Here is a 23,645-nt window from a genome sequence, read left to right on the forward strand (position 1 = left end):
TTAATTATTTTGCAAATCTTTTACTAAGCTTTGCCATTTCTTTCCACCATCCTTCTGTCTATCATATGTAGAATTAATATTGGCTCCAGGGTAGTTTTTTAATTCCTTTTTAGTTAGAGTGTGAAGAGGTGTGCCTTCAATTTCAGCCGTTCCAGACTCTTGAACAGTATTAAAATTTGTATTACTTATAAAATTTTTTGTCTCTATCATTTGATCTTTGGTTTCCCCTGGTAGACCATATGTAAATGTACCATGGACTGACATGTTAAGCTTTCTTAAATGGTTAACAATTTCTTTTGTGTAATTTAAATCTAGATGTTTGTTTACAATTTGATCTACAACATACTGGCTTCCAGACTCAATACCTATTTTTACACCTTTGCAGCCATTGTCTCTCATAATTTTCCACGTATCTTTTTTACAAGTGTCAGCTCTACACATAGCAAACCATGGAATATTATATTTACCAGCCAGTTTACTTATTTCTACAGTATGTCTGTTTCCTATATTGAAAGTATCATCATCAAAATATATTGCTTCAAATTTATAATCTGTTGTTAACTTATCTAAAAATCCCCTCATATAATCTGGAGTGTATTGTCTTACTGATCTTTTATTTTCTCCATCAGGATCATTTCCTGTCATTGCTGCAGGCCAAACACAAAAAATACATTTAAAAGGACATCCTCTACTTGTTAAAATATGAGCTTGTGGAGATAATTGGTTCATTGGAATAGGGTTGCCATCAAAATATTTATCATAAATAAATTTATCATAATATGGAAAAGGTGCTTTATTCATTTCTTCTAGAGTAAGCAAGTCATGTTCCAATAACCCATCTTTTCCATTTATAACTTTCATAACATTTTTTTCATATTCACCTTTTAAGACTGCATAAACTATTTCACTATCCCAATTTTGATCAGATGTAGATATTGGACCGGCTACAATTACTTTTAATTTAGGATATTTATTTTTAATTTCCTTAATAAGTTTGTAGTCATGTTCCCAAGAAGGTGTGGCACTTTCAATTAAATAATATTCAATCTTGTCATGAATAGAGTCTAAATATTTAAAAAAACTTTTATAAGATTCAGACAACGCTATGCTATCTCTAAAATAAACTTTTTTTTCACCAATTAATTTTGAGGTATAAGTAGTTGCATAACCTAAAAAATAAGGATACGGAATGTAATCTTTGGCACGTGAATTATCTGGATAGCATCTCCCCAAGTAGGTAAATGGCCACCTTGAGCCTGCTCTAACTCCACGTCTCCATCTTTTTTTCCTTAAAAATCCTCTACTTTCCTTTTTTTCCCACCAAGGAGGGTTGCTAAATAAAATTGACATATTATTTCTTAATTATAGTTTGTTTTTAACTTAATCAACACAAGAATCCAAAGATATGAAAATAATTGACTGCTTTATGTACTTTAATGAGGATATTATTTTAGAAATTAGACTAAATGAATTAGATAAGTATGTTGATAACTTTGTTATTATAGAAAATAATTTTACTCATAGTGGCGAGGAAAAAGGTTTTAATTTTGATATAAATAAATTTCAAAATTTCAAAGATAAAATAATTTATTTAAAAATTTTTGAAAAACCGTCTGGATTAATTGATTTTTATAAATCAGATAATCAGGATCAGATTAAAAATAAACAAATTTTAAATGCATTAGTTATAGAAAATTATCAAAGAAATTTTATTAAAAAAGGAATTGAAAAATTTTCAGATGATGATTTGATTTTAATATCAGATCTTGATGAAATACCTGATTTAAGTAAAATTAATCCAGAAGATACAAAAAACTCAATTTTGCTTTTTAAACAATATTTTTTTCATTATAAATTAAATTTGTATTTAAAAGATTTTTACTTTTTTGGAACTAAAGGGTGTTTAAAAAAAAATTTAATTTCTCCTCAATGGATAAGAAACATTAAAAATAAAAAGTATTCAATTTTTAGAATAGATACAATTTTTTCAGAAAAAAAATATAATAACATCTCAATTATAGAAAAAGGTGGATGGCATTTCACCAATGTAATGGATGAGGAAAAAATTTTATATAAGTTAAAATCTTATTTACATCATGCTGATTTTCCAGAAGAATTATTGAAAAAAGAAATTTTTTTAAAATTAATTAATGAAAAAAAAATCATGTATGACCATAATGCTGACAAAAAGTCTAACAGATTTGAAAATAGCAAACAACTACATGAGTTTGATAAAAATTTGTTGCCTGAGTATTTAAAAAATAATTTAATTAAATATAGTGATTGGTTAATTTAACCTTTTCCTCGCCAAGGAATAGTTTTATCGATTATTTTTCTTAATGTAATATCAAATAAAAGACCTAGTAGACCCATAATAATTATTGTAATCCAAATAACCTCCCACTGGAAGTATTTTTTCGCAACATTTTCAACAAAACCTATACCTGTTGTACCTGCTAAAAACTCTGCAGCAACAAGTGTTCCCCAACACATACCAACAGCCACTCTAATTCCCGTAAGAATTTCAGGAAGTGAATTTGGGAAAATTACATGTCTTAAAATTTGTTTTTTTGTTGCCCCTAATGAGTGAGCCGCATGTATTTTTGAGAGCTGTGTTCCCGAAGCACCAGCTCTTGCAGAAATAATCATAATAGATAACGAGACCATAAATAATAAAAATACTTTTCCAGAGTTATCAATTCCAAGTACAGAAATAATTAAAGGTGCCCATGCAAGAGGGGGGACTGGTCTATAAAGTTCAATTAACGGATCAAAAAAACCTTTGGCAAATCTGTTTAGACCCATAAATAATCCCAATGGAACACCAATAATAATTCCAAAAACTAATCCTAAAAACACCCTCATAAAGGAGTCCCAGATATGTCCGTACGGAACGGGAACTTTCAGTAACTTAAAGTCTCCTGTTGCAACTTTTAAAACATTACTTTTAAAGTTTTCTTTTACAATTCCATCTTTTGTATGAACCGGATAATCACCAGGCAATATATCAGCTATCCAATCTGGTAAAATGAAGCCTATCATTTTACTGACATCAACCATTTCAATCCATAAAAGAGGAACATTTTTGTATCCAACACTTGGTTTTGATAATTCCACAAATTTATTTAATGTATCAGACGGTTTAGGTAGCCATCTACCTGAACCTTGTTCAGAACAAGTTGCTCCACTTGCTACAATTGTCCCTGAAGGAAACAAAAGGATATCAATTAATCTTAATCCACCTTGTTCTTTGTTTTGCAAGTCATCAAACTCTAAGATGGCTTCTTGCATTTCATTTAAAGCATTAGGAGGATAAATGCTTGCAAATTCTATTCTTCTTGCAATTTTAATGATATTTTTTGAATAGTCAGATGCTATCTCACCACTATTATCTAAACTTTTTCTGTAAGCTTTAATATCATCTTTTAATTGTTTTATTGCGCTTTTGAATAATGGATTATGATTTCTTAATTTAAAAAAATTGTCATTTATTAGACTTAGTTCTTTTGCCGCTGCATGAAATTTTAAGCCTTTTTTAGTCTGAGGAGCAGTTGGTATCTCGATAGTATTTTCTATTGACCCACTACCAGAATCTATAGTGACAATTCCCCAATCACCCTGTTCATCAATAAGTTTTTGTCTTTCAATTTTTTGAGCACCTGTCTCAAAAGGATAATCTTCCTTTTGAAAATCAATACTCAGTTGTTTTATTTGCTCAGTCATTTCTTGAATTTTTATTTTGGTATCAATTTCTATTAATTCTTCACTTGTTAACAATGGAATTAATTTAGAGGTTCTATCAATGTAACTTACAAGGATTGTTTTTTGTTGATCGTTTAGATCTGTGGATCCTTTTATTTCATTTGCAATCTTTATAAGATTTTTATTTTCAATTTTTATAATTGAAGTACTTTTGAACTCTCTCTCTTCAATAGGAAATTGATATTTTAAACCTAGTAAAGATTCATTTATTTTAGCAACTTGACACAATTCGTTTGCAGATTTTGGATAAAAACCTCTAGCTATATCCCACGAATAATAAAGCCACAGCATTAATATTACACTACTACCAACAATTACCCAGTGCGTTCCACCTTTAGATCTTTCTGGATTACCAAATACAGCATCAACTTTTTCAGTTTTAATTAATCTTCTTCCATAAAGAATGCATCCAATAATTGATACGATAATTAATATTGTCACAATTTGGGTTAGCATTAATTATCTTTTCCCATTATTTCTTCTTCCATGTTCCAGATCATGGATAAAATTTCTTCTCTAGTAGATGAAAATTCTTTATTTTTTTTAATTTCTCTTAGATCTTGTGTAAGACCCATTTCTGCAAATGGAAGATTGTATTCTTTATGTATTCTTCCTGGTCTCGGTGCCATAACATATAATCTTTCACCAAGTAAGAGAGCTTCCTCGACGGAGTGAGTAATTAAAATAATAGTTTTTCCGGTTTCTTTCCAAATTTTTAAAACTAATGACTGCATCTTTTCTCTTGTTAATGCATCTAAAGCCCCTAATGGCTCGTCCATTAAAATTAGATCAGGATCATTTATTAAACATCTTGCAAGAGCAACTCTTTGCTGCATACCACCTGACAATTGATAAGTAGGAGTGTTACCAAATCCTTTCAAACCAACTATATCTAACCATTCCTCAACTTTATTAGCTGTAACTTCAGGATCTTCTTTTTTCATCCTAAGTCCAAAATTTACATTTTCAGCTACTGTTAACCATTCAAACAAAGCACCTTGTTGAAATACCATTCCTCTTTCAACACCAGGCCCATCAATTTCATTATTATTTAATGTAATTTTTCCTGAAGTAGGTCTTAAAAATCCAGCAGTAATGTTTAGTAAAGTTGTTTTTCCGCAACCAGAAGGACCAAGAACCGTAAGCAATTCTCCTTTTTTTAAAGTAAAACTTACATCCTTAAGCGCATGAACTGTTTCTCCTTTTGGAGTTTTAAAAATCATATTTAGATTTTGAGAAACAAGATCACTCATAGTGCCCTTATATTTGAAATTTTTTAAAAAAAATAGGCACTAATTATTAAATCAGTGCCTATTTAAAAAGTTTTAAACCTTTAAGATTATAAAGGTAAGAAACTTGTATCTACGTTTCCTTTTGGAGTTCCCATTCCATCCAAGAAACCAGCTAGATTACCACTCTCCATAGATTTTTTAGTTTCTTCAGGAGTTAAGAATTTAAATCCATCTAAAGTACCTTTCATTTTTGATACTTCCATCGCAGATGCTTTAGACATAGAATTCATGTCGCTTTTACCTGAATTATATCTTGCATTAGCTTCATGAGTAACTTCAACAAAAGTCCTTACCATACCTGGATTTTCATTCATAAACTTATTAGTTACAGAAGTAATATCTATACCTAGAATACCTCCAGCTCTAGCTTCCTCAACTGAAATTAATCTAGAACCAACTTCTGTAGCTGCTGCAATTGAATTACCACCAAATAAACATGCCATTGCAACATCACCACTTACTAAAGCTGCAGCTCCATCTTCTGGAACCATATCAATAACAGTCATTTTGCTTGGATCGGCACCAACAATTTCCATACTTGCAGTAAAAACATAATCAGCCATAGTACCTAAAGGCACTGCAACTTTTTTACCCTCTAATTCACTAGCGTTTGCTTTTGTAATTCCAGAAGCATTAGATGTAACACATGTAGTTCCGCCCATTCCGTATTCCATTGCAATATCAATCAGTTTGATAGGTGCATTAGATTTTACAGCATTGATAAAAGGCACTAAACCTTGTGAGTAAGAAATATCAATATCTCCTGCTAGCATGGCTTCTGTCATTTCCACACCAGTATTGAAGCTTGTCCACTTGACTGGAACTCCTAAAGCTTTTGAGTAATTTTTCTTCATCATGTCCTCTAGGTTTGGACTTGGCCATTCTAGAAAGTATGCAACTCTAACTTCATTTGCAGCTGAATTAGCAACTGAAATTGATAGGTTAAGTGCAAAAATAGATCCTAGAATAAAACTTAGTATTTTTTTCATTTATTCCCCTATGTTTAATTAATTAAATTCTGGATATTTAAATTCAAATTGTCTCCGAAGTAAAACAAAAAAGAAACGTATACAATTCCTGGTTGTGTCAATAATGTGGTAGTTAATCCATTTATTTTAGTCTAAAGAGGCCTTAAGATTAATTTAAAATATTTTATAGAAAGAAATTTTTATGAGCACACAAAACAAAACAGCTATTCCAAATTCTTTAAATGAGCATTGGATGCCATTTACATCCAACAAAGATTTTAAAGAGAACCCAAGATTAATTGTTGAAGCTAAAGGTGTGTATTTAAAAAATCATCAGGGACAAACCCAAATTGATGCAAGCTCTGGATTATTTTGTAATCCTTTAGGTCATGGAAGAGAAGAAATTATTGAGGCAATAACAAACCAATTAAAAACATTAGATTATTGTCAACCTTTCCAACAAGGATTCGGTGGATCATTTGAATTAGCGACTAGAATTTCAAAACATACTCCAGGAAATCTTAATAGAATGTTTTATACTATTTGTGGTTCAACAGCCGTTGAAACAGCAATTAAAATTGCAATCGCTTATCACAGAGCTAGAGGAGATAGCCAAAGATTTAGATTTGTTGGTAGAGAAAGAGGTTATCATGGAATGAATATTGGTGCGACTTCTGTTGGAGGTATGGTTAACAACGTAAAAACTTTTGCAAGTGTTTTAATGCCAGGTGTTGTTCATATGAGACATACACATTTGCCTGAACATAAGTTTGTAAGTGGTCAACCAGAAACAGGTGTTGAGTTAGCAGAAGATTTAGAGAGAATTTGTATGAACTTTGGAGCTGAAAATATTGCAGCTTGTATTGTTGAACCTATTGCAGGATCAACAGGTACATTAGTTCCACCAAAGGGATACCTGCAAAGATTAAGAGAAATTTGTGATAAGCATGGAATACTTTTAATTTTTGATGAAGTGATTACAGGATGGGGAAGAACTGGATCACCATTTGCATCTCAAGAATATGGAGTAACTCCAGACATGATGACAATGGCAAAAGCAACTACAAATGGTATTAGCCCAATGGGAGTTGTTGCTTGTAAAGAAGATATCTATCATGCCATTGCGGAAAATGCTCCAAAAGGAACTATAGAATTATTCCATGGTTACACGTATTCAGGAATTCCAATTTCTGTAGCTGCTGGTTTAGCTGTGCAAGATATAATCGAAAAAGATGATATTTTTAATAGAGCTAAAAATTTAGCTCCTTATTTCCAAGAGGGTTTAATGTCTTTAAAAGATATTGATGTTGTCGATAACATCAGGGGTTACGGAATGATGGGTGGCATTGATATGGTGATGGACAAAAAACCAGGTGCTGCTGGATTTACTTGTTTCAAACACTGCTATGAAGCAGGAGTAAATTTTAAAGCTACTGGTGACTGTTTAATCATTGCTCCAATGTTTATTTGTGAAAAAAAACATATTGACGAAATTATTGAAAAACTTCGAACTGGAATAACAAATTACGCAAAAAGTAAAAAGAATTAATTTTCGTTTATGAAAATTGGAGTTCCCAAAGAAATAAAACCACAAGAAAATAGAATTGGTTTAACACCTGATAGTGTTAAAACTTTAGTTTCAGAAGGTCACGAAGTTTTGGTTGAAAACAATGGTGGATTTGAAGCTGGATTTGAAAATGATCAATATTTAAAAGCTGGAGCTAAAATTGCTGATAGTGCAGCTGATATTTTTAATGATGCAGAAATAATAGTTAAAGTTAAAGAACCTCAAAAAGAGGAAGTGGATATGATTAGAGAAAATCAAATCGTATATACATATCTCCATTTGGCTGCTGCAAAAGAATTAACTGAAGGTTTAATAAAATCTAAAAGTATTAATATTGCCTATGAAACAGTAACAGATGATAATGGAAGACTGCCTTTACTTGCACCAATGAGCGCAGTAGCAGGGAGGATGTCAGTACAAGCAGGAGCTCATTGTTTGGAGAAAAACCAAAGCGGGAGAGGTTTACTTTTAGGAGGCGCACCAGGTGTAACAGGTGGAACAGTAGTAATTTTGGGTGGAGGAGTTGTTGGAGAAAACGCTGCTGTGATCGCAACTGGTATGCAGGCAAAAGTTCATATTGTAGATAAATCTGAGACTAGATTAAAACAACTTGTTGAAATGTTTGGAGATAAAATTATTCCAGAACAAAGTGATAAAACAGACTTAGATAAATTAGTTGCTGAAGCAGATTTATTAGTTGGAGGAGTATTAATTCCAGGTGCAGAAGCTCCAAAATTAATTACTAAAGAAATGATTAAGACTATGAAAAGAGGATCTGTAATTGTTGATGTTGCTATAGATCAAGGCGGATGTGTTGAAACTAGCAAGCCAACAACACACGGTGATCCAACTTATATAGTTGATGGTGTAGTTCATTATTGTGTAGCGAATATGCCTGGTGGTGTTCCCAGAACATCTACATTGGCATTAAATAATGCAACTTTACCTTTTTTAGTTAAACTAGCTAACAAAGGTTATCAAAAAGCATTAAGTGAAGATAAACACTTTTTAGCAGGACTAAATGTTAGTAAAGGCCAAGTAACTTACAAAGCTGTCGCAGATGCTTTTGGACATAAATATGTGGATCCATCAAACGCCCTTTAATTATAATAATTTTTATACCAGTTTAAAAACTTTTTAATACCGATTTTATAATTTGTTTTTGGATTATACCCAGTTAGTCTTCTCAATAGAGAACTATTTGATAAAGTAGAATAAACATCTCCTTTTTGCATCGGTAAATAATTACGTTTAATTTTTTTATCTAAAATTTTTTCTAGCGTATTTATAAAATCTAGGAGATATATTTTTTTAGTATTTCCAATATTTAATATTCTGAACGGTGCAACTGGTGAAAGGCTATCATTTTTAATTTTTCTTTTTGAGTTAATTTTAGGAATTTTATTTAATATTTTAAATATACCATCCACAATATCATCAATGTAGGTATAATCTCTGTACATTTTACCTTTATTATAAATATCAATTTTTTGTCCTTTAAGAATTTTTTTTGTGAATTTAAAGTACGCCATATCAGGCCTTCCGAAAGGTCCATATACAGTAAAAAACCTCAGCATGGTAATAGGTAATTTCCATAAGCTTGAATAAGCATGAGCTAAAGCTTCAGTAGATTTCTTTGTTGCAGCATAAAAACTTACCTGATGATCTGTTTTATCAATTTCTTTGAATGGAATTTTTTTATTAGCACCATATACTGAAGAACTTGAACCAATAATAAGATGCTTTACTTTAATATTATGAGCAATTTTTAAAATATTAAAAGTACCATATATATTTGAATTTAAATAACTATCTGGATTTTTTATACTAAATCGCACTCCCGCTTGCGCTGCTAAGTGAATTATAATTTTAGGTCTAAATTTTGTTATGCTTCTTAAAAGTATTTTGTAATTTTCAAGATTTCCTCTTGTAAAAGAAAAGTTTTTATATTTTTTTAAAATTTTTAATCTAGATTTTTTTAAACTCACATCATAATAATTATTCATTGAGTCAAAACCATGAACCTTCATTCCCTTTTCTAAAAATTTTTTTGCAACATGGAAGCCTATGAAGCCAGATGATCCTGATATGAATATTTTAGGTTTCATTTTAAATATTTCTTTATTATAACATCTATGTGTATAAAGAAATTCCTAAAAATACAAAAGTTGTTGTAATAGGTGGAGGTGTAGCCGGTACCTCTTGTGCATATCATTTAGCAAAATTTGGTTGGAAAGATGTTATTTTGCTAGAAAGGGATCAATTAACTTCTGGGACGACTTGGCACGCAGCTGGACTTTTGGGTCAATTAGGAGCCAGTTCAACAATTACAAAATTAAGAAAATACTCTTTAGAACTCTATAAAGAATTAGAGAAAACAACAGGTTTATCAACTGGTCTTAAACAAAATGGAGCAATAACAGTAGCTTCCACTAAAGAAAGGATGCAGGAGCTGTTAAGACAAGCAACAACTGCACAATTATCCAATGTTGAAGTAGAGGTTTTAAGTAAAGAAAGAATAAAAGAATTGTACCCAGTCGTAAAAAACGAAGATTTAATTGGTGGTGTTTACATGCCAAAAGATGGTCAGGCAGATCCCGTTGGAGTTACTAATGTATTGGCTAAAGCCGCTAAATTGCTGGGTGTTCAAATATTTGAAAAGTCACCAGTAAAAAAAATTTTAGTTAAAAATAAAAGAATATGTGGTGTTGAAACAACTCATGGGAATATTGAATGTGAATATGTTGTTTTAGCTACTGGAATGTGGTCTCGACAAATTGGAGAAGACATTGGTGTAAGTGTTCCGCTATATCCTAATGAGCACTTCTATGTGATTACAGAACCTATGAAAGATCTTCCTAAAGATTTGCCTGTTTTGAGGGATTACAATGCTTGTCTTTATTTAAAGGAAGATGCTGGAAAAATGTTAGTTGGAATTTTTGAACCTAATGCAAAACCTGCTTTTAAAGATAGTGGAAGAGTTCCTGATAATTTTTCATTTGGAGAATTTCCAGATGACTTTGACCACTTCGAGCCCTACCTTGAAAAATCTTTTCATAGACTTCCGATGTTAGAAAACGCAGGTATTAGAAAATTTTTTTCTGGTCCCGAATCGTTTACACCTGATACACAGTGTTTACTTGGAGAAACAACTGAAGTAAAAAATCTTTATACTTGTTGTGGTTTTAATAGCATTGGAATAGCAAGTTCTGGAGGTGCAGGTAGAGTTACAGCTGAATGGATTATTAATGGACATATAAATGAAGATTTATTTTCATTAGATATAAAAAGATTTCAAAAGTTTCATTCATCTAGTAAATTCATTATGGAAAGAGTTACAGAAACTTTAGGAGATTTATATGGTATGCATTGGCCATATAAACAACACGCAACCTCAAGAAATCAAAAATTATTGCCTTATCATGACGAATTAAAAAAAGCTGGTGCATGTTTTGGAGTTGCTGGAGGTTTTGAAAGACCTATGTGGTATTCTTTAAACGGCCAAGAACCTAAATATAATTACAGTTTTAATTTTCAAAATTGGTATCCCTCAGCAAAACATGAAACAATAAATGCTAGAAAAAATGTTGGGCTTTTTGATTTTTCAACTTTTTCAAAATTTGATTTAAAAGGTGAGAAAACTCATGGTGATTTACAAAAAATTTGTACAGCAAATATAAAAAATGAAATTGGTAAATCAACTTATACACATATGTTGAATGATGATGGTGGTATTGAAACAGATCTAACAGTTGTTTGTATTGATAAAAACCATTTTAGGATCGTTAGTTCAGCAGCAACGAGAGAAAGAGACAAATATCATATCCTTAAATATTTGTCTGATGAAGTTGAATTAATTGATGTTACGGAAAATATTTGTTGTTTTGGTTTGTTTGGTCCTAAAAGCAGAGATATGATTCAAAATATAAGTAAAGATGATTTTACCTCTCAAAATTTTAAATTTGGTACATGCAAATATATAAATATTCAAGAAATAAAAGTTTGGGCGCAAAGAATATCTTATGTAGGTGAACTTGGTTTTGAGCTATATGTTAACAAAGAAAATTCATTAAAATTATATAAAATCTTAATCGATGAAGGAAAAAATTTTGGTTTATCTCATTGTGGAATGCATGCGATGGATATAATGAGAATGGAAAGTGGTTTTTTACATTGGGGCCATGATATTTCACCAGAAGAAAATCAGTACGATGCAGGTTTAAATTTTACTATTAGTTATAAAAAAAATGTTAATTTTATAGGTAAAGATGCTTTATTAAAAATTAAAGATAAATCTTTAGAAAAAACAATGATGATGTTTACACTAAAAGATAGTAAGCCAGGTGAACCTTTGTTGTTACATGAAGAGCCCATTTATTTAGATGATAAAATTATTGGGAGAACAACTTCTGGAAATTATTCATTTTGCTTTGATAAAAATTTATCTTTTGGTTATGTTAATTCAGAAAACACAATAGAAACGCTTAAAGGTAAAAATTTGTTCATAGAAGTTGAGAAGGTCAAATATCCAATCGAAATTCTTTCAAAACCATTAAATACAAAAGATTTTAGAAAAATTTAGTTAATTTTAATTTTATTGTATTTAAGCCAATTAGCTGGTTAAATAAATCGTGAAAAAAAACTATCAAGATCAATCATTACTTAATACTGATATTGCCTCAAATAAAGATTTAGAAATAGACAAGTTTAAAACTACGAATGTAAATGTTTTACTAAATAGAGTTCGATTAGATCAAAAAAAAACTTTTAGAAAAAGAATTGTTTTTTCAATTATTTTAGCTGGTTTAGTTAGTTCGTTAGCCATCTATTTTATGGTTTAGTTTATAATTTGATTTAAAAAAGTTTATTGAAACAATAAAGATTTGTATTATAAACCATTCATCAATTAAGGCGGGGTAGCTCAGTTGGTTAGAGCGCGGGACTCATAAGCCCGAGGTCAGTGGTTCGATCCCACTTCCCGCTACCAAAAACTATGAATGATATTTATATAACTTGGGAAGATTATCATAAAAAGATAGAGCAATTAGCTAAAAAAATCAATGATGATAATTTAAAGTTTAACCAAATAATTTGTATTGCAAAAGGTGGATTAAGGGTTGGAGATATTTTTAGTAGACTTTTTAATGTTCCTTTAGCCATTCTATCTGTTGAGTCTTACCATGGTGATAGTGACGACATAAAAAATCAACAAGGACAGTTTACTTTTTCGAGAGATTTAGCAAAAACTACTCCAAACTTAGGTTCACATGTTTTGTTAGTTGATGATTTAGCTGATTCTGGAAAAACTTTAATAAAAAGTATTAAATGGTTAGAACATTTTTATGGCTTTTATTTTGATGAAAAAATTAAAACTGCAGTTTTATGGCACAAATCAACTTCAAAATTTAAACCTGATTATTCTGTAGATTATCTAAAAGACTCTCCTTGGATACATATGCCTTTTGAGAAATACGAAACTACAAATATAAAAGATTTTAAGTTTTAAAAATAAATTATTTAATTAAACTATCATTAAATTGACTGGATACTCTAACGAACGTTGTACATTTACTTAATTGTTTAAGTGACGGTGCCCCAACGTAAGTGCAGCTACTTCTTACACCACCAAGAATGTTTAAAATTGTATCGTTAATTTTACCTCTATATTTTACTCTTACTTTTCTTCCTTCACTACTTCGGTAATCTGATAGTCCACCATAGTGTTTTTTATTAGCAACTTCGGAGCTAGATCCATAGAATTCAATATATTTTTCTCCATTAACTTTAACAATTTTACCATTTCCTTCATCATGTCCAGCAAGCATACCACCAAGCATTACAAAATCTGCACCACCTCCAAAACCTTTAGCAACATCTCCTGGACATGTGCATCCACCATCTGCTATCACATGTGCACCAAGTCCATGTGCCGCATCAGCACATTCTATTACCGCACTTAATTGAGGATAACCAACACCTGTTTGAATTCTTGTTGTGCATACACTCCCAGGTCCAATTCCAACTTTAACAATGTCTGCACCACTTAAAACTAATTCTTGAGTCATATCTGCTGTTACTACGTTACCAGCAATAATTGTTTTTGTAGGATATTTATCTCTTACTGATTTAATGAAGTTAGTGAAATGTTCTGTGTATCCATTAGCAACATCAATACAAATAAATTTAAAAAAACTAAATTCTTTTAATACTTTATCTAAATTTAAAAAATCTTCTTTCTTTATACCAACACTAAGAGCGATATTAGAATATATTTTTTTAATATTTTTACTTTGTTTAATTTTTTTAACATCATGTTGTTTTGTTAAAGATGTTATCATTCCGTATTCATTTAATTTTTCAGCAACACTTAGTTCACCAACTCCATCCATATTTGCTGCCATTATTGGTATACCCGACCATTCGTTTTTACTATATTTAAAGCGATAAGTTCTTAATAAATTAACATCTTTACGACTTTTAAGAGTACTTCTTTTAGGTCTAAACAATACATCTGAATAATCGAGCTTTAATTCTTCTTCAATTCTCATAATAAATAAAGTTATTATTATTAAAACTTATTTCAAATTAATTTATACCCTGTGGATAAGTTAAATAATGATTATTTTGATAACAATTTCTTTAGTTTTGAAATGTTCATAGTCTGTTTTGGAGGTAATTTTGATTTTTTTTTCATTTTAATTTTTTTTACTTTTTTATTGTTAGATTTAGCAAATGAATAAACGGATTGAGATTTACCACCTATGTTTATGATACCTTTTTGTTTAATTATTTTGGGTAGAATTTTAACGACATCCTCGTGAAACATGAAATTTGTTTCTAAATTAGAATACGCCTTTTCATATGCGAATGGTTTTTCTGTCATAGTTAGTCTTAAAATAAGAGAGTTTTTATACATTCTAACAGCACACTCTCCCCCTAATTTAGATAATCCATAGTTATTAAAAGGTTTTACTGGATCAAGTTCAGAATAATTTCCTTTAATTCCTTCATAAACATAACCAGTAGAAAAATAAATCAATTTTATATTATTTTTTTTACAAACTTTAGTGATGTTTGATGTGCCAATTATATTTATATCAATACTTCTTATTATATCTTTTTCATGAATATTCATTGGCCTAGAAAGAGCAGCGCAATGCATGATTATTCTAGGTTTTGTTTTTTTTATTATCTTTTCAATTGAATTTATATTTAAAATATTACATTCTTTTTTTGTTGCAAAATAAAAGTTTAAAATTTTATTTTGCGATTTTAATATTCTTGCAAATTTACCTTCACCTCCTGTAACTAGAATAAGATTTTTCATTATAAGTATACTTCTTTATATTTTTGAAAAGTAATTCCTTTTTTATCTTTTTTTGAAATAATCTTTTTTTTAATAGGCCATTTTATATTTAAATCTTTATCGTAAATATCAATAGTAACTTCACTGTTTTTTTCTCTATATTTTGTACAACTATAAATAACATAATTTTCTTTTTCCAAAGCTTGAAATCCATGAGCAAAACCTTCAGGTATAAAAATAGATTTCGTGTTTTTTTCACTTAAAATACAACAATATACTTTCCCAAAAGTCTTAGAATTTTTTCTTAAATCAATCGCAACATCAAAAATTTTTCCTTTAATGACGGTTACAAACTTACCTTGAGAATTTTTAGTTTGGATATGAAGTCCTCTAACAACATTTTGTTTTGAATAAGACATTACTAAAAAAGGAAATTTTTTTTTTAATTTATTTTCTCTTATTATTTCTTTAAAATAACCTCGTTGATCTTTAAAATTTTTATTTTTTATTAAAAATAGATTTTTAAACTTTGTTTTTATCACTATGATATTATTTTTTTTAGATATTTAGAATATTCACAATTTCCATAAAATTTTATAGCATTAGTAACATCTCTTTTTTTAATCCATTTATTATTTAAAGCTATTTCCTCAAGACAAGCTATTTTAAATCCTTGTTGATTTTCTATAGCTGAAACAAAATTTGTCGTTTTATAAAAATCTTCAATAGATCCTGTATCAAGCCAAGCACCACCTCTCCCAAGAAATTCTGCAGATAGTTTATTTTGTTTTTTGTATTTATTTAGTAGATCTACTATTTCTAACTCATTTCTTTTTGATGGTCTAAGTTGTTTTGCAAATTTCACAACTTTATTGTCTAAAAAATATAATCCTGTAATTGCTAGATTTGATATAAATTTTTTTGGCTTCTCTTTTATAGAAATAATTTTTTTACCATTAACAACAGCTACACCAAAATTTTCAGGATTGATTACTCTATGAAGCACTACTTTTGCTCCATTTTTAATTTTTGTACAGTGGTTAAGCATTTTACTTAAGGATTGACCATAAAAAAAATTATCACCCAAAATCATTGCAACATTATCTTTTTTAATAAAATTTTCACCCAATATAAAAGCATCTGGTAATCCTCTTGGTTTATCTTGCTCTAAAAATGAAATCTTGATTCCAAATCTTTTTCCATCTGGAATTATTTTTTTATATTGTCCAAGTTGTCCTTTGTTAACAATAATCAATACATTTTTTATTTTAGCCAACATTAGAATTGACAAAGGATAAAAAATTAATGGTTTATCATAAATAGGTAATAATTGTTTATTTACTGCTTTTGTGATTGGGCTCATTCTTGTACCCATACCTCCCGCTAATATTATTCCTTTTTTAATCATTTGTTTCCTAATCTTTTATGAATATCTTTTTTTTTTAAAGATTTGTAATACATTTTATTATTATTATACCAATCAAAAGTTAGTTTTATACCTTCGTTAAAATTTATGTTTGGCTTCCAATTTAATTCTTTTTTGATCTTATTACTATTAAGGGCATATCTAACATCATGTCCTGGTCGATCTTTGACAAAATTAATTTTTACATTTTTTCCAATAAAAATTTTTTTTTTGGCTATTTTTAAAAGTTTTTTTGTTACCTCTAAATTACTAAGATTTTTATTTGATCCTATATTGTAAAAATTTCCAGGCTTACCTTTTTGATATACTTTGATCAGAGCTTCACAATGATCTTTTACATAAATCCACTCTCTTGAATTCAAACCTTTTCCATAAATTGGCAGAGTTTTGTTATTTAAAATATTATAGATTAATTTAGGAATTAATTTTTCTGGATGTTGATTTGGACCGTAATTATTTGAACAATTAGTAACAACTGCATTAATCTTATAGGTTCTTACATATGAGCTTACAAGATGGTCGGAAGCTGCTTTGCTTGCAGCGTATGGTGAACTGGGATTGTATTGATAAATTTCAGAAGACCTTCCATTTAGAACATCTCCATAAACTTCATCTGTCGAAATATGAACAAGTTTTGATTTATTTCTTTTTGAAAAAATTTTGAAACATTCTAATAAATTATATACTCCAACAATATTACTTTTTATAAAAGTATCAGGATTATCTATAGATCTATCTACATGTGTTTCAGCAGCTAGGTTGAAAATACAACTAGGTTTATACTTATTTAGAATATTTAAAATTTTTTTATCTGATATATCACATTTTATAAACTTGTAGTTTTTGAGATTTTTAAAATGTTTTGTATTATAAAAATTAGAGGAGTAAGTAATTTTGTCTAAATTTATAACAAAAAATTTTTTCTTAATTAAAATATCAATCAAATTACTACCTATAAATCCAAGACCACCTGTTACAATTATTTTTTTCATCAGAAATTATTTTTTACATTACTAAAAAGTATTAGTATAGTTGAATAAACATATCTTATGTCAATATCTAGGCAAAATTTAACTGTGGTGATAGTAAGTTTTATGAGTGAAAATGTAATACATGATTGCATACAATCAATTCCCGATGATATAAAAATTATTGTCGTTGATAATTCAAACAATTATCAATTTAAAGAAACAATAGAAAAAAAATATTCCAACACAACCTGTATTTTATCAGAAAATGTAGGTATGGGATCTGGAAATAATTTGGGTTTGAGGGAGGTATTAACCGATTTTGCATTTATCTTAAATCCAGATGTAATTCTTGAAGAAAAAACTATAGATGAGATTGTTAATGCATCAGGTATTTTGACTTCTTTTAGTATTATAGCTCCTATCCTAGACGAAGAAAATTTTCCAAACTTTAAACCTTTTAATCAAAACAATTTGTCAGATATTAACTCTGAACCATTTAAAGTAAAAAGTGTAGATGGATTTGCGATGATTTTAAATTTAAAAAGAATAAATAATTTGAATAATTTTGAAAAATTTAAATATTTTGATGAAAATATTTTTCTTTATTTAGAAAACGACGACCTATGTAAAAGAATTACAGATAATAATGAGAATATTTATATCGTTCCCAAATCTAAAATTAAACACCTTGGCGCAAGTGCAGTTGATAAAAAGTATGCTTATCAAATTGAGTTGTCTAGGAATTGGCACTGGGTATGGTCTAAATTTTATTTTAATAAAAAGCATTATGGTTTTCTGAACTCTTTATTGACAACTTTGCCGACTTTTTTTTCTGCTGTGATAAAATATTTTTTTTATTTTTTATTAAATAAAAGAAAAAAAGAAATTTATCTTCATCGAGCCAAAGGATTTTTAAGTGCAATTTTAGGAAAAAAATCTTTTTTTAGACCAATAATTAAAATTAGTGACCAGGAAAATCTATAAGGTTTTCAACCTTATAATTTTTTTTAATTAAATTATCTGATCCACCAAGATCAAACAAATTGATCACAAATATAAAAGCAGAAACTTTTCCTTTTGAAATTTCTATGAGTTTTGCTGCAGCTTCGGCAGTACCTCCGGTTGCTATTAAATCATCAATAATTAAGACTGTATCGTTTTCGTTAATAGAATCCTTATGAACCTCTATTGTCGCTGTTCCATATTCTAATTCAAAATCAATTGAATGAACATCAGCAGGAAGTTTATTTTTTTTTCTTAACATTATAAATGGTTTTTTCAAAATATAGGAAACTGCTGAAGCAAAAACAAAACCTCTTGACTCAATAGCTGCAATTTTAGTAAAATTAAATTTTTCTGATCTTTCAACTATTTGATTAATTGTTGCAGCAAAAGCTCTCTCATTTTTTATCAAAGTTGTAATATCCCTAAATAAAATGCCTTTTTTTGGGTAATCAGGAATGGATCTAATGTAATTTTTAATATCTAGCATTTTATAACTATTCTAGTCTAATATCACAATTTATATATTTTAAAATATTAATTTATAATTTAATCAGAGTGTGATTGATCAGAAAAGTTATATTGATGCAAATAAAGAAATTTCTCTTATTTCACTTAACTTAAATGAGTCAGATAAAATTGAAGATCAATCAGTTTTTAACTTTATTTTACAGTCACGAAAAATTTTAAGAAAATATTTCAAAAAAAAAATTTCACTTAATATAACTCAAATACCTAGAGGTGGTATAAATGATTATAATTGCGATAGACATATGAAAATATTTGAGACACACAATGTGATACCAGAATTTTGTTTTGGTTGTTATAAAATTTTAATTGAACCTAAAACAGTAATACATCTTATAAAATTACATATACTATTTGACAAAATAACATTTTCTAATAAAAATTTTAGAAAATGTATGATTGAAGGAAGAAAAAATATAGATGGAAATTACAAAGGTTTTATCTATTGTAAATCTTTAGAAGAGGCAGAAAATTTATTAAAATTTGTATGTCAAAAAGTAAAATATAAAATAGATGAAAATATACTCTGTCAGATAAAAAGAGGTTGTAGTGAATATGCTCAAAGTTATCCTAATTATAAAAATTTAGACAAAAATGAAATGAAATATAAGACAAGCTGGAAAAAATTTGAAAATGACTTTGATAAAATAAATAGTGAAAATTATAAATTAAAAAAACTAAATGTTTCGTCAGGTTTGACTATTAAAGATGTACTTATTTTTGAGAATTGGATTATGTATGCAAAACTAATTGGGGATGATAGTTATAAGTTAATTTCTTAAAAAAATGAGTAAATTAGCAATAATAGGTGGTAGTGGTCTTTATGATATTCAAGAGTTTAAAAATAGAGAACTGCTAGATTTAAACACTCCGTGGGGCAAACCATCAGATCAAATTTTAAAGACAAACTATAATGATAAGGAAGTCTATTTTTTACCAAGACATGGTCGTGGGCACTTTATTGCTCCATCTAACATTAATTTTAGAGCTAATATAGATGCTCTTAAACAATTGGGAGTAAGCGATATAGTTTCAGTATCTGCAGTTGGCTCACTTAAAGAAAATTTACCTCCAGGAAAATTTGTAATTGTTGATCAATTTATAGATAGAACATTTGCAAGAACTAAAACTTTTTTTGATGATGAAATTGTAGCACATGTTTCAATGGCACATCCAACTTCAAACGGACTCATGAACGCCTGTGAAGATGCAATAAAAAAATCTAATATAGATTATCAAAGAAATGGGACTTATGTTGTTATGGAAGGGCCTCAATTTTCCACATTAGCAGAGTCAAATTTATATAGATCTTGGAAAGCGGATGTAATTGGAATGACAAATATGCCTGAAGCAAAGTTAGCAAGAGAAGCTGAAATTAGATATGCGTCAGTTTCGATGGTAACTGATTTTGATTGTTGGCATCCAGATCATGAAAATGTTGATGTTCAGCAAGTTATTAAGGTTTTATTAGGCAATGCTGAAAAAGCCAAGGTTATGATTAAAAACTTAATTGATAATTTTGAAAATCATATTGATCCAAATGATCCAACAAATAATTGTTTGGATGTAGCAATTATTACAGCTCCTGAAAAAAGAACTAAAAAAACAATTGATAAACTTAAAACAATAGCTGGAAGAGTTTTATCTAAATGAAGATTGAAGGTAAAGAATACCGTACAATATGGTGTGAAGGAAATATTGTTAAAATAATTGATCAAACCAAACTTCCTCATCAATTTATAATTAAAGAACTAAAAACAGTAAAAGATGCAATTTATGCCATTAAAATAATGGAAGTAAGAGGAGCACCTTTAATAGGAGGAACAGCTGCTTATGGTATAGCTTTGGCAGTTCAAGAAAATAATAATCCAGAATTTATAAAAAAAAGTGCAGAAGAATTAATTCGATCAAGACCTACAGCTATTAATTTAAAATGGGCTGTAGACCGAATGATGAAAAAATTAGCAGGTATTAACAGTGATCAAATATTAAGTATTGCCTTAAATGAAGCACAAGAAATATGTGATGAAGATGAAAAGTTTTGTGAAAAAATTGGTATTAATGGATTAAAAATAATTGAGGAAATTTATAATAAAAAAAAAGATACGGTAAATATATTAACACATTGTAATGCGGGTTGGTTAGCAACTATTAATTGGGGAACAGCTACATCGCCAATTTATCATGCTCATAAGAAAGGGATTCCTGTTCATGTTTGGGTTGACGAAACGAGACCAAGAAACCAAGGTGCAAATTTAACTTCGTACGAATTAAATGAGGAAAAAATTCCAAACACTATTATTGCTGATAACACTGGTGGTATTTTAATGCAAAGAGGCGAGGTTGATATGTGTATTGTTGGTACTGATAGAACTTTATCTAATGGAGATGTTTGTAATAAAATTGGAACATATCTTAAAGCATTAGCTGCACACGATAATAATGTTCCGTTTTATGTTGCTCTTCCAAGCTCAACAATTGATTGGGAAATTAAAGATGCAAAAGAAATTCCTATTGAGGAAAGGAATTCAGAGGAATTATCTCATGTTGAGGGTATTGATGAGAATAATCAACTTAAGAAAGTTTTGATATATCCTAAAAAAAGCAAGGCAATAAATTTAGCTTTTGATGTTACACCTGCAAAATATGTTACAGGTTTGATTACAGAAAGAGGGGTTTCAGAAGCTTCTTCTGAAGGACTAAAAAAATTATTTAATTAAATTATCTAAGGGAAGCAGCTATATTTCCACCATCAACAGTTAGTACTGCTCCAGTTGTTTTTTTTGATACAGCTAGATGAAAAAAAGCTTTTGCAACATCTTCTGCTTTTACTTCGTTTAAAAGCAAATTTCCTCTCATATATTCATCAGTTGAAACTTCTCTGGCCTTAGCTCGAGATTTAATCATTCCATCATTTAAAAGACCACTCCTAATTCTATCAGCATTAACTCCATTTGATCTAATACCATATGATCCATAATCAACCGCATATTGCTTACATAAACTTAATAAAGCTGTTTTTGGGAGACCATAAGGACCAAAGTTTTTTCCAGGATTAACTGATTGTTTCGAAATATTAAACAATAAGCATCCTTGAATATTTTGTTTTTTCATTATTTTTATAGTTTCTGAAGCACAATTTTGATGAGAGAAAAAATTATCTTCAAAGCTTTGTCTTAAGATGCCATCATTCACTTCAGCAATTGATCCACCAACTGCTGTTCCAGCATTTGATATTAAAATATCGATACCACCATATTGTTCACAAATCTTTTTAAAAGCATTTTTTACACTATTTTTGTTTGTTACATCACAGTGCAAACATAAATCTTTAATTTTACTTTGTATTTCTTTTACTTTTTTAGAATCGTAATCAAGTAATACAATTTCTGCACCATAACTTTTAAAGAGTTTGTAAGTGGCGGAACCTATTGCACCAAATCCACCAGTTATTACAACAACATTTCCTTGGAGAATTTTTTTAGTTTTTTTTATTTTAGCTTGTTCTAGCGTCCAATATTCAACATCAAACAAATCCTTTTCAGGTATGAATTTATATTTTGTAGTTTCCTCTACTGATGAAATTACTCTCGCGTTAGTTTCTGTCAAATCTCCAGCTATTTTGGAAGCATTAAGATTATCACCTACACTAAATAAACCAACATTTTGTACTAGGATTACCCTAGGCGATGTATCTAACATGGTTTTTTTACCTTTAACTTTTTTTTTGTTTGTATTGAAATATTTTACATATTTTTTTCTATAATCTTTGAAACTTTTCTCAGCTACTTTTTTGAAATCTTCAACAGTTGAATTTTGTTTTGGTGTAATTACTAATGGAAAAGGTTTGACTCTAATAACATGATCAGGAGTAGCAGTTCCAATACCAGAATATCTTTTAACCTCTTCTCCATTTATAAAATAATCTAAAGTTTTGTTTGACCTAAAATTTAGTATGAATTTTTGATCTTTATTTTCAGTTAATAGACCTCTTAAAATTGGTGCAATTTCATGAGGTTTAAACTTAGTGCGATAATTTTTGATTTGTTTTATTTTTTTTCTTTTTAATTTTCTTACAGTTTTTTCTGCAATTGAAACATATTTAATCATTAAGTCATAAGATTTTTTAGCGTCATTATCAAAAGTAAAAATTCCATGGTTTAAAAGTATTAAGCAGTTAATATTTGGATTTTTCTTATAAACTTCATTAATTTTTTTAGCCAAACCAAATCCAGGCATTACGTAAGGTACAATACTTACCTTGGATCCAAAAATTTTTTTACAAAGATCTTTACCATTTGGCCTATTTGTTACATCCATAATTGCGTCAGCATGGGTGTGATCAACAAATTTGAATGGTAAAAAGGCATGTAAAAAAGTTTCTACAGATGGATTAGGTGACTTAATATCGATTAAGTTTCTCTTTTGATATGCAACCATATCTTCATCGCTTAAATAATTTTTATTTTTAAGGGCTAAAAGTGGATTTAATTTTACCGCAGGTAAACCGGCTGGCTCTATATCAGCCATGTCCCAACCACTTCCTTTAACACAGAGTACCTCGTAATTTTTGCCATCAATATCTTTAATTGACGTTTTTACAGAAGTATTTCCACCTCCGTGTAGAACAAGCTCACTATTTCTTCCTAATAATCTGGTTGTATAAACTCTTAAGGCCATATCTTTTGAATGACCAAGTTTTGTATACTTTTTGATGTATTTTTTTGCTTCTAAATTTGACCAATTGTTTTTCACAGTTACAACCTCAGCGAAGTATTATAATAGTTTTTTGTTTGAAAGAAGTAAAAAATTTGATTAGTAAG

The 23,645-nt window shown here is 29.2% G+C and carries 22 protein-coding genes and 1 tRNA gene; 11 read left to right on the top strand and 12 right to left on the bottom strand.

Annotation, left to right across the window (positions count from 1 at the left end):
* On the bottom strand, positions 1–1,350 hold the full coding sequence (locus tag ACTT9R_RS01160) for a B12-binding domain-containing radical SAM protein (RefSeq protein WP_440926242.1): 1,350 nt from the start codon (positions 1,348–1,350) through the stop codon (positions 1–3).
* A 55-nt stretch (positions 1,351–1,405) separates the two neighbouring features.
* Between ACTT9R_RS01160 and ACTT9R_RS01165 the strand changes: the two genes are divergently transcribed.
* A complete protein-coding gene (locus tag ACTT9R_RS01165) occupies positions 1,406–2,296 on the top strand; it encodes a hypothetical protein (RefSeq protein WP_440926243.1) in 891 nt (296 codons plus the stop codon).
* Here the strand turns inward: ACTT9R_RS01165 and ACTT9R_RS01170 are convergent.
* From ACTT9R_RS01170 to ACTT9R_RS01180, 3 genes are all read right to left on the bottom strand, one after another.
* Entirely contained in the window at positions 2,293–4,218 is a 1,926-nt protein-coding gene (locus tag ACTT9R_RS01170) for an ABC transporter permease (protein WP_440926244.1), read from the bottom strand. The genes ACTT9R_RS01165 and ACTT9R_RS01170 overlap by 4 nt on opposite strands.
* Entirely contained in the window at positions 4,218–5,015 is a 798-nt protein-coding gene (locus ACTT9R_RS01175) for an ATP-binding cassette domain-containing protein (RefSeq protein ID WP_440926245.1), read from the bottom strand. The genes ACTT9R_RS01170 and ACTT9R_RS01175 overlap by 1 nt, the downstream gene beginning before the upstream one ends.
* Before the next feature lie 86 nt (positions 5,016–5,101).
* Entirely contained in the window at positions 5,102–6,043 is a 942-nt protein-coding gene (locus ACTT9R_RS01180; RefSeq protein WP_440907728.1) for an ABC transporter substrate-binding protein, read from the bottom strand.
* A gap of 181 nt (positions 6,044–6,224) precedes the next feature.
* Between ACTT9R_RS01180 and ACTT9R_RS01185 the strand changes: the two genes are divergently transcribed.
* Both ACTT9R_RS01185 and ald read left to right on the top strand, forming a co-directional pair.
* On the top strand, positions 6,225–7,571 hold the full coding sequence (locus ACTT9R_RS01185; protein WP_440926246.1) for an aminotransferase class III-fold pyridoxal phosphate-dependent enzyme: 1,347 nt from the start codon (positions 6,225–6,227) through the stop codon (positions 7,569–7,571).
* A 9-nt stretch (positions 7,572–7,580) separates the two neighbouring features.
* Positions 7,581–8,693, top strand: a complete 1,113-nt coding sequence (gene ald / locus ACTT9R_RS01190) for an alanine dehydrogenase (protein ID WP_440926247.1) — start codon at positions 7,581–7,583, stop codon at positions 8,691–8,693.
* Here the strand turns inward: ald and ACTT9R_RS01195 are convergent.
* Positions 8,690–9,697: an NAD-dependent epimerase/dehydratase family protein gene (locus ACTT9R_RS01195; RefSeq protein ID WP_440926248.1), complete on the bottom strand. Its 1,008-nt coding sequence runs from the start codon at positions 9,695–9,697 to the stop codon at positions 8,690–8,692. The two genes, ald and ACTT9R_RS01195, sit on opposite strands and share 4 nt — an antisense overlap.
* A gap of 29 nt (positions 9,698–9,726) precedes the next feature.
* On the opposite strand from ACTT9R_RS01195, the gene ACTT9R_RS01200 reads away from it, so the two are divergent.
* From ACTT9R_RS01200 to ACTT9R_RS01215, 4 genes are all read left to right on the top strand, one after another.
* Entirely contained in the window at positions 9,727–12,171 is a 2,445-nt protein-coding gene (locus tag ACTT9R_RS01200; RefSeq protein ID WP_440926249.1) for a GcvT family protein, read from the top strand.
* Positions 12,172–12,220: 49 nt separating this feature from the next.
* Complete coding sequence (locus ACTT9R_RS01205) at positions 12,221–12,430, top strand: hypothetical protein (RefSeq protein ID WP_440926250.1); 210 nt, start codon at positions 12,221–12,223, stop codon at positions 12,428–12,430.
* Positions 12,431–12,499: 69 nt separating this feature from the next.
* Positions 12,500–12,576 (top strand) — tRNA-Met (locus tag ACTT9R_RS01210).
* 6 nt (positions 12,577–12,582) lie between these two features.
* Positions 12,583–13,095, top strand: coding sequence for a phosphoribosyltransferase (locus ACTT9R_RS01215; RefSeq protein ID WP_440926251.1), 513 nt, complete (start codon positions 12,583–12,585; stop codon positions 13,093–13,095).
* Positions 13,096–13,102: 7 nt separating this feature from the next.
* Here ACTT9R_RS01215 and ACTT9R_RS01220 read toward each other — a convergent pair whose 3' ends face one another.
* From ACTT9R_RS01220 to rfbB, 5 genes are all read right to left on the bottom strand, one after another.
* Positions 13,103–14,137, bottom strand: coding sequence for a GMP reductase (locus ACTT9R_RS01220; RefSeq protein ID WP_440926252.1), 1,035 nt, complete (start codon positions 14,135–14,137; stop codon positions 13,103–13,105).
* 71 nt (positions 14,138–14,208) lie between these two features.
* On the bottom strand, positions 14,209–14,916 hold the full coding sequence (locus ACTT9R_RS01225; RefSeq protein ID WP_440926253.1) for a sugar nucleotide-binding protein: 708 nt from the start codon (positions 14,914–14,916) through the stop codon (positions 14,209–14,211).
* On the bottom strand, positions 14,916–15,437 hold the full coding sequence (gene rfbC, locus ACTT9R_RS01230; protein ID WP_440926254.1) for a dTDP-4-dehydrorhamnose 3,5-epimerase: 522 nt from the start codon (positions 15,435–15,437) through the stop codon (positions 14,916–14,918). The genes ACTT9R_RS01225 and rfbC overlap by 1 nt, the downstream gene beginning before the upstream one ends.
* Positions 15,437–16,303, bottom strand: coding sequence for a sugar nucleotidyltransferase (locus tag ACTT9R_RS01235; protein ID WP_440926255.1), 867 nt, complete (start codon positions 16,301–16,303; stop codon positions 15,437–15,439). The genes rfbC and ACTT9R_RS01235 overlap by 1 nt, the downstream gene beginning before the upstream one ends.
* Entirely contained in the window at positions 16,300–17,313 is a 1,014-nt protein-coding gene (gene rfbB, locus ACTT9R_RS01240) for a dTDP-glucose 4,6-dehydratase (protein WP_440926256.1), read from the bottom strand. The genes ACTT9R_RS01235 and rfbB overlap by 4 nt, the downstream gene beginning before the upstream one ends.
* A gap of 57 nt (positions 17,314–17,370) precedes the next feature.
* Here rfbB and ACTT9R_RS01245 point away from each other — a divergent pair, with 57 nt between their 5' ends.
* A complete protein-coding gene (locus ACTT9R_RS01245; RefSeq protein ID WP_440926257.1) occupies positions 17,371–18,276 on the top strand; it encodes a glycosyltransferase family 2 protein in 906 nt (301 codons plus the stop codon).
* On the opposite strand, the gene ACTT9R_RS01250 is transcribed toward ACTT9R_RS01245, so the two are convergent.
* Positions 18,254–18,784 carry an adenine phosphoribosyltransferase gene (locus ACTT9R_RS01250; RefSeq protein ID WP_440926258.1) on the bottom strand — a complete coding sequence of 177 codons (531 nt, stop codon included), beginning with the start codon at positions 18,782–18,784 and terminating at the stop codon, positions 18,254–18,256. The two genes, ACTT9R_RS01245 and ACTT9R_RS01250, sit on opposite strands and share 23 nt — an antisense overlap.
* 70 nt (positions 18,785–18,854) lie before the next feature.
* On the opposite strand from ACTT9R_RS01250, the gene ACTT9R_RS01255 reads away from it, so the two are divergent.
* From ACTT9R_RS01255 to mtnA, 3 genes are read left to right on the top strand one after another with little or no spacing between them, the layout of a single operon-like run.
* Positions 18,855–19,604: a hypothetical protein gene (locus tag ACTT9R_RS01255; RefSeq protein ID WP_440926259.1), complete on the top strand. Its 750-nt coding sequence runs from the start codon at positions 18,855–18,857 to the stop codon at positions 19,602–19,604.
* Positions 19,605–19,608: 4 nt separating this feature from the next.
* Positions 19,609–20,475, top strand: coding sequence for an S-methyl-5'-thioadenosine phosphorylase (locus tag ACTT9R_RS01260; RefSeq protein ID WP_440926260.1), 867 nt, complete (start codon positions 19,609–19,611; stop codon positions 20,473–20,475).
* Positions 20,472–21,542 carry an S-methyl-5-thioribose-1-phosphate isomerase gene (mtnA, locus tag ACTT9R_RS01265; RefSeq protein WP_440926261.1) on the top strand — a complete coding sequence of 357 codons (1,071 nt, stop codon included), beginning with the start codon at positions 20,472–20,474 and terminating at the stop codon, positions 21,540–21,542. The genes ACTT9R_RS01260 and mtnA overlap by 4 nt, the downstream gene beginning before the upstream one ends.
* A gap of 1 nt (position 21,543) precedes the next feature.
* On the opposite strand, the gene ACTT9R_RS01270 is transcribed toward mtnA, so the two are convergent.
* On the bottom strand, positions 21,544–23,577 hold the full coding sequence (locus tag ACTT9R_RS01270; RefSeq protein ID WP_440926262.1) for a bifunctional aldolase/short-chain dehydrogenase: 2,034 nt from the start codon (positions 23,575–23,577) through the stop codon (positions 21,544–21,546).
* Positions 23,578–23,645: the final 68 nt, after the last annotated feature.

Origin of the sequence: Candidatus Pelagibacter sp., assembly GCF_052049835.1 — a bacterium.
GTDB lineage: Bacteria > Pseudomonadota > Alphaproteobacteria > Pelagibacterales > Pelagibacteraceae > Pelagibacter.

Bases quoted from the DNA above. Each gene is read 5' to 3' on its own strand.
- ACTT9R_RS01160 (WP_440926242.1), bottom strand. From the start codon at position 1,350: ATGTCAATTTTATTTAGCAACCCTCCTTGGTGGGAAAAAAAGGAAAGT.
- ACTT9R_RS01165 (WP_440926243.1), top strand. From the start codon at position 1,406: ATGAAAATAATTGACTGCTTTATGTACTTTAATGAGGATATTATTTTA.
- ACTT9R_RS01170 (WP_440926244.1), bottom strand. From the start codon at position 4,218: ATGCTAACCCAAATTGTGACAATATTAATTATCGTATCAATTATTGGA.
- ACTT9R_RS01175 (WP_440926245.1), bottom strand. From the start codon at position 5,015: ATGAGTGATCTTGTTTCTCAAAATCTAAATATGATTTTTAAAACTCCA.
- ACTT9R_RS01180 (WP_440907728.1), bottom strand. From the start codon at position 6,043: ATGAAAAAAATACTAAGTTTTATTCTAGGATCTATTTTTGCACTTAAC.
- ACTT9R_RS01185 (WP_440926246.1), top strand. From the start codon at position 6,225: ATGAGCACACAAAACAAAACAGCTATTCCAAATTCTTTAAATGAGCAT.
- ald (WP_440926247.1), top strand. From the start codon at position 7,581: ATGAAAATTGGAGTTCCCAAAGAAATAAAACCACAAGAAAATAGAATT.
- ACTT9R_RS01195 (WP_440926248.1), bottom strand. From the start codon at position 9,697: ATGAAACCTAAAATATTCATATCAGGATCATCTGGCTTCATAGGCTTC.
- ACTT9R_RS01215 (WP_440926251.1), top strand. From the start codon at position 12,583: ATGAATGATATTTATATAACTTGGGAAGATTATCATAAAAAGATAGAG.
- ACTT9R_RS01220 (WP_440926252.1), bottom strand. From the start codon at position 14,137: ATGAGAATTGAAGAAGAATTAAAGCTCGATTATTCAGATGTATTGTTT.
- ACTT9R_RS01225 (WP_440926253.1), bottom strand. From the start codon at position 14,916: ATGAAAAATCTTATTCTAGTTACAGGAGGTGAAGGTAAATTTGCAAGA.
- ACTT9R_RS01235 (WP_440926255.1), bottom strand. From the start codon at position 16,303: ATGATTAAAAAAGGAATAATATTAGCGGGAGGTATGGGTACAAGAATG.
- rfbB (WP_440926256.1), bottom strand. From the start codon at position 17,313: ATGAAAAAAATAATTGTAACAGGTGGTCTTGGATTTATAGGTAGTAAT.
- ACTT9R_RS01245 (WP_440926257.1), top strand. From the start codon at position 17,371: ATGTCAATATCTAGGCAAAATTTAACTGTGGTGATAGTAAGTTTTATG.
- ACTT9R_RS01250 (WP_440926258.1), bottom strand. From the start codon at position 18,784: ATGCTAGATATTAAAAATTACATTAGATCCATTCCTGATTACCCAAAA.
- ACTT9R_RS01260 (WP_440926260.1), top strand. From the start codon at position 19,609: ATGAGTAAATTAGCAATAATAGGTGGTAGTGGTCTTTATGATATTCAA.
- mtnA (WP_440926261.1), top strand. From the start codon at position 20,472: ATGAAGATTGAAGGTAAAGAATACCGTACAATATGGTGTGAAGGAAAT.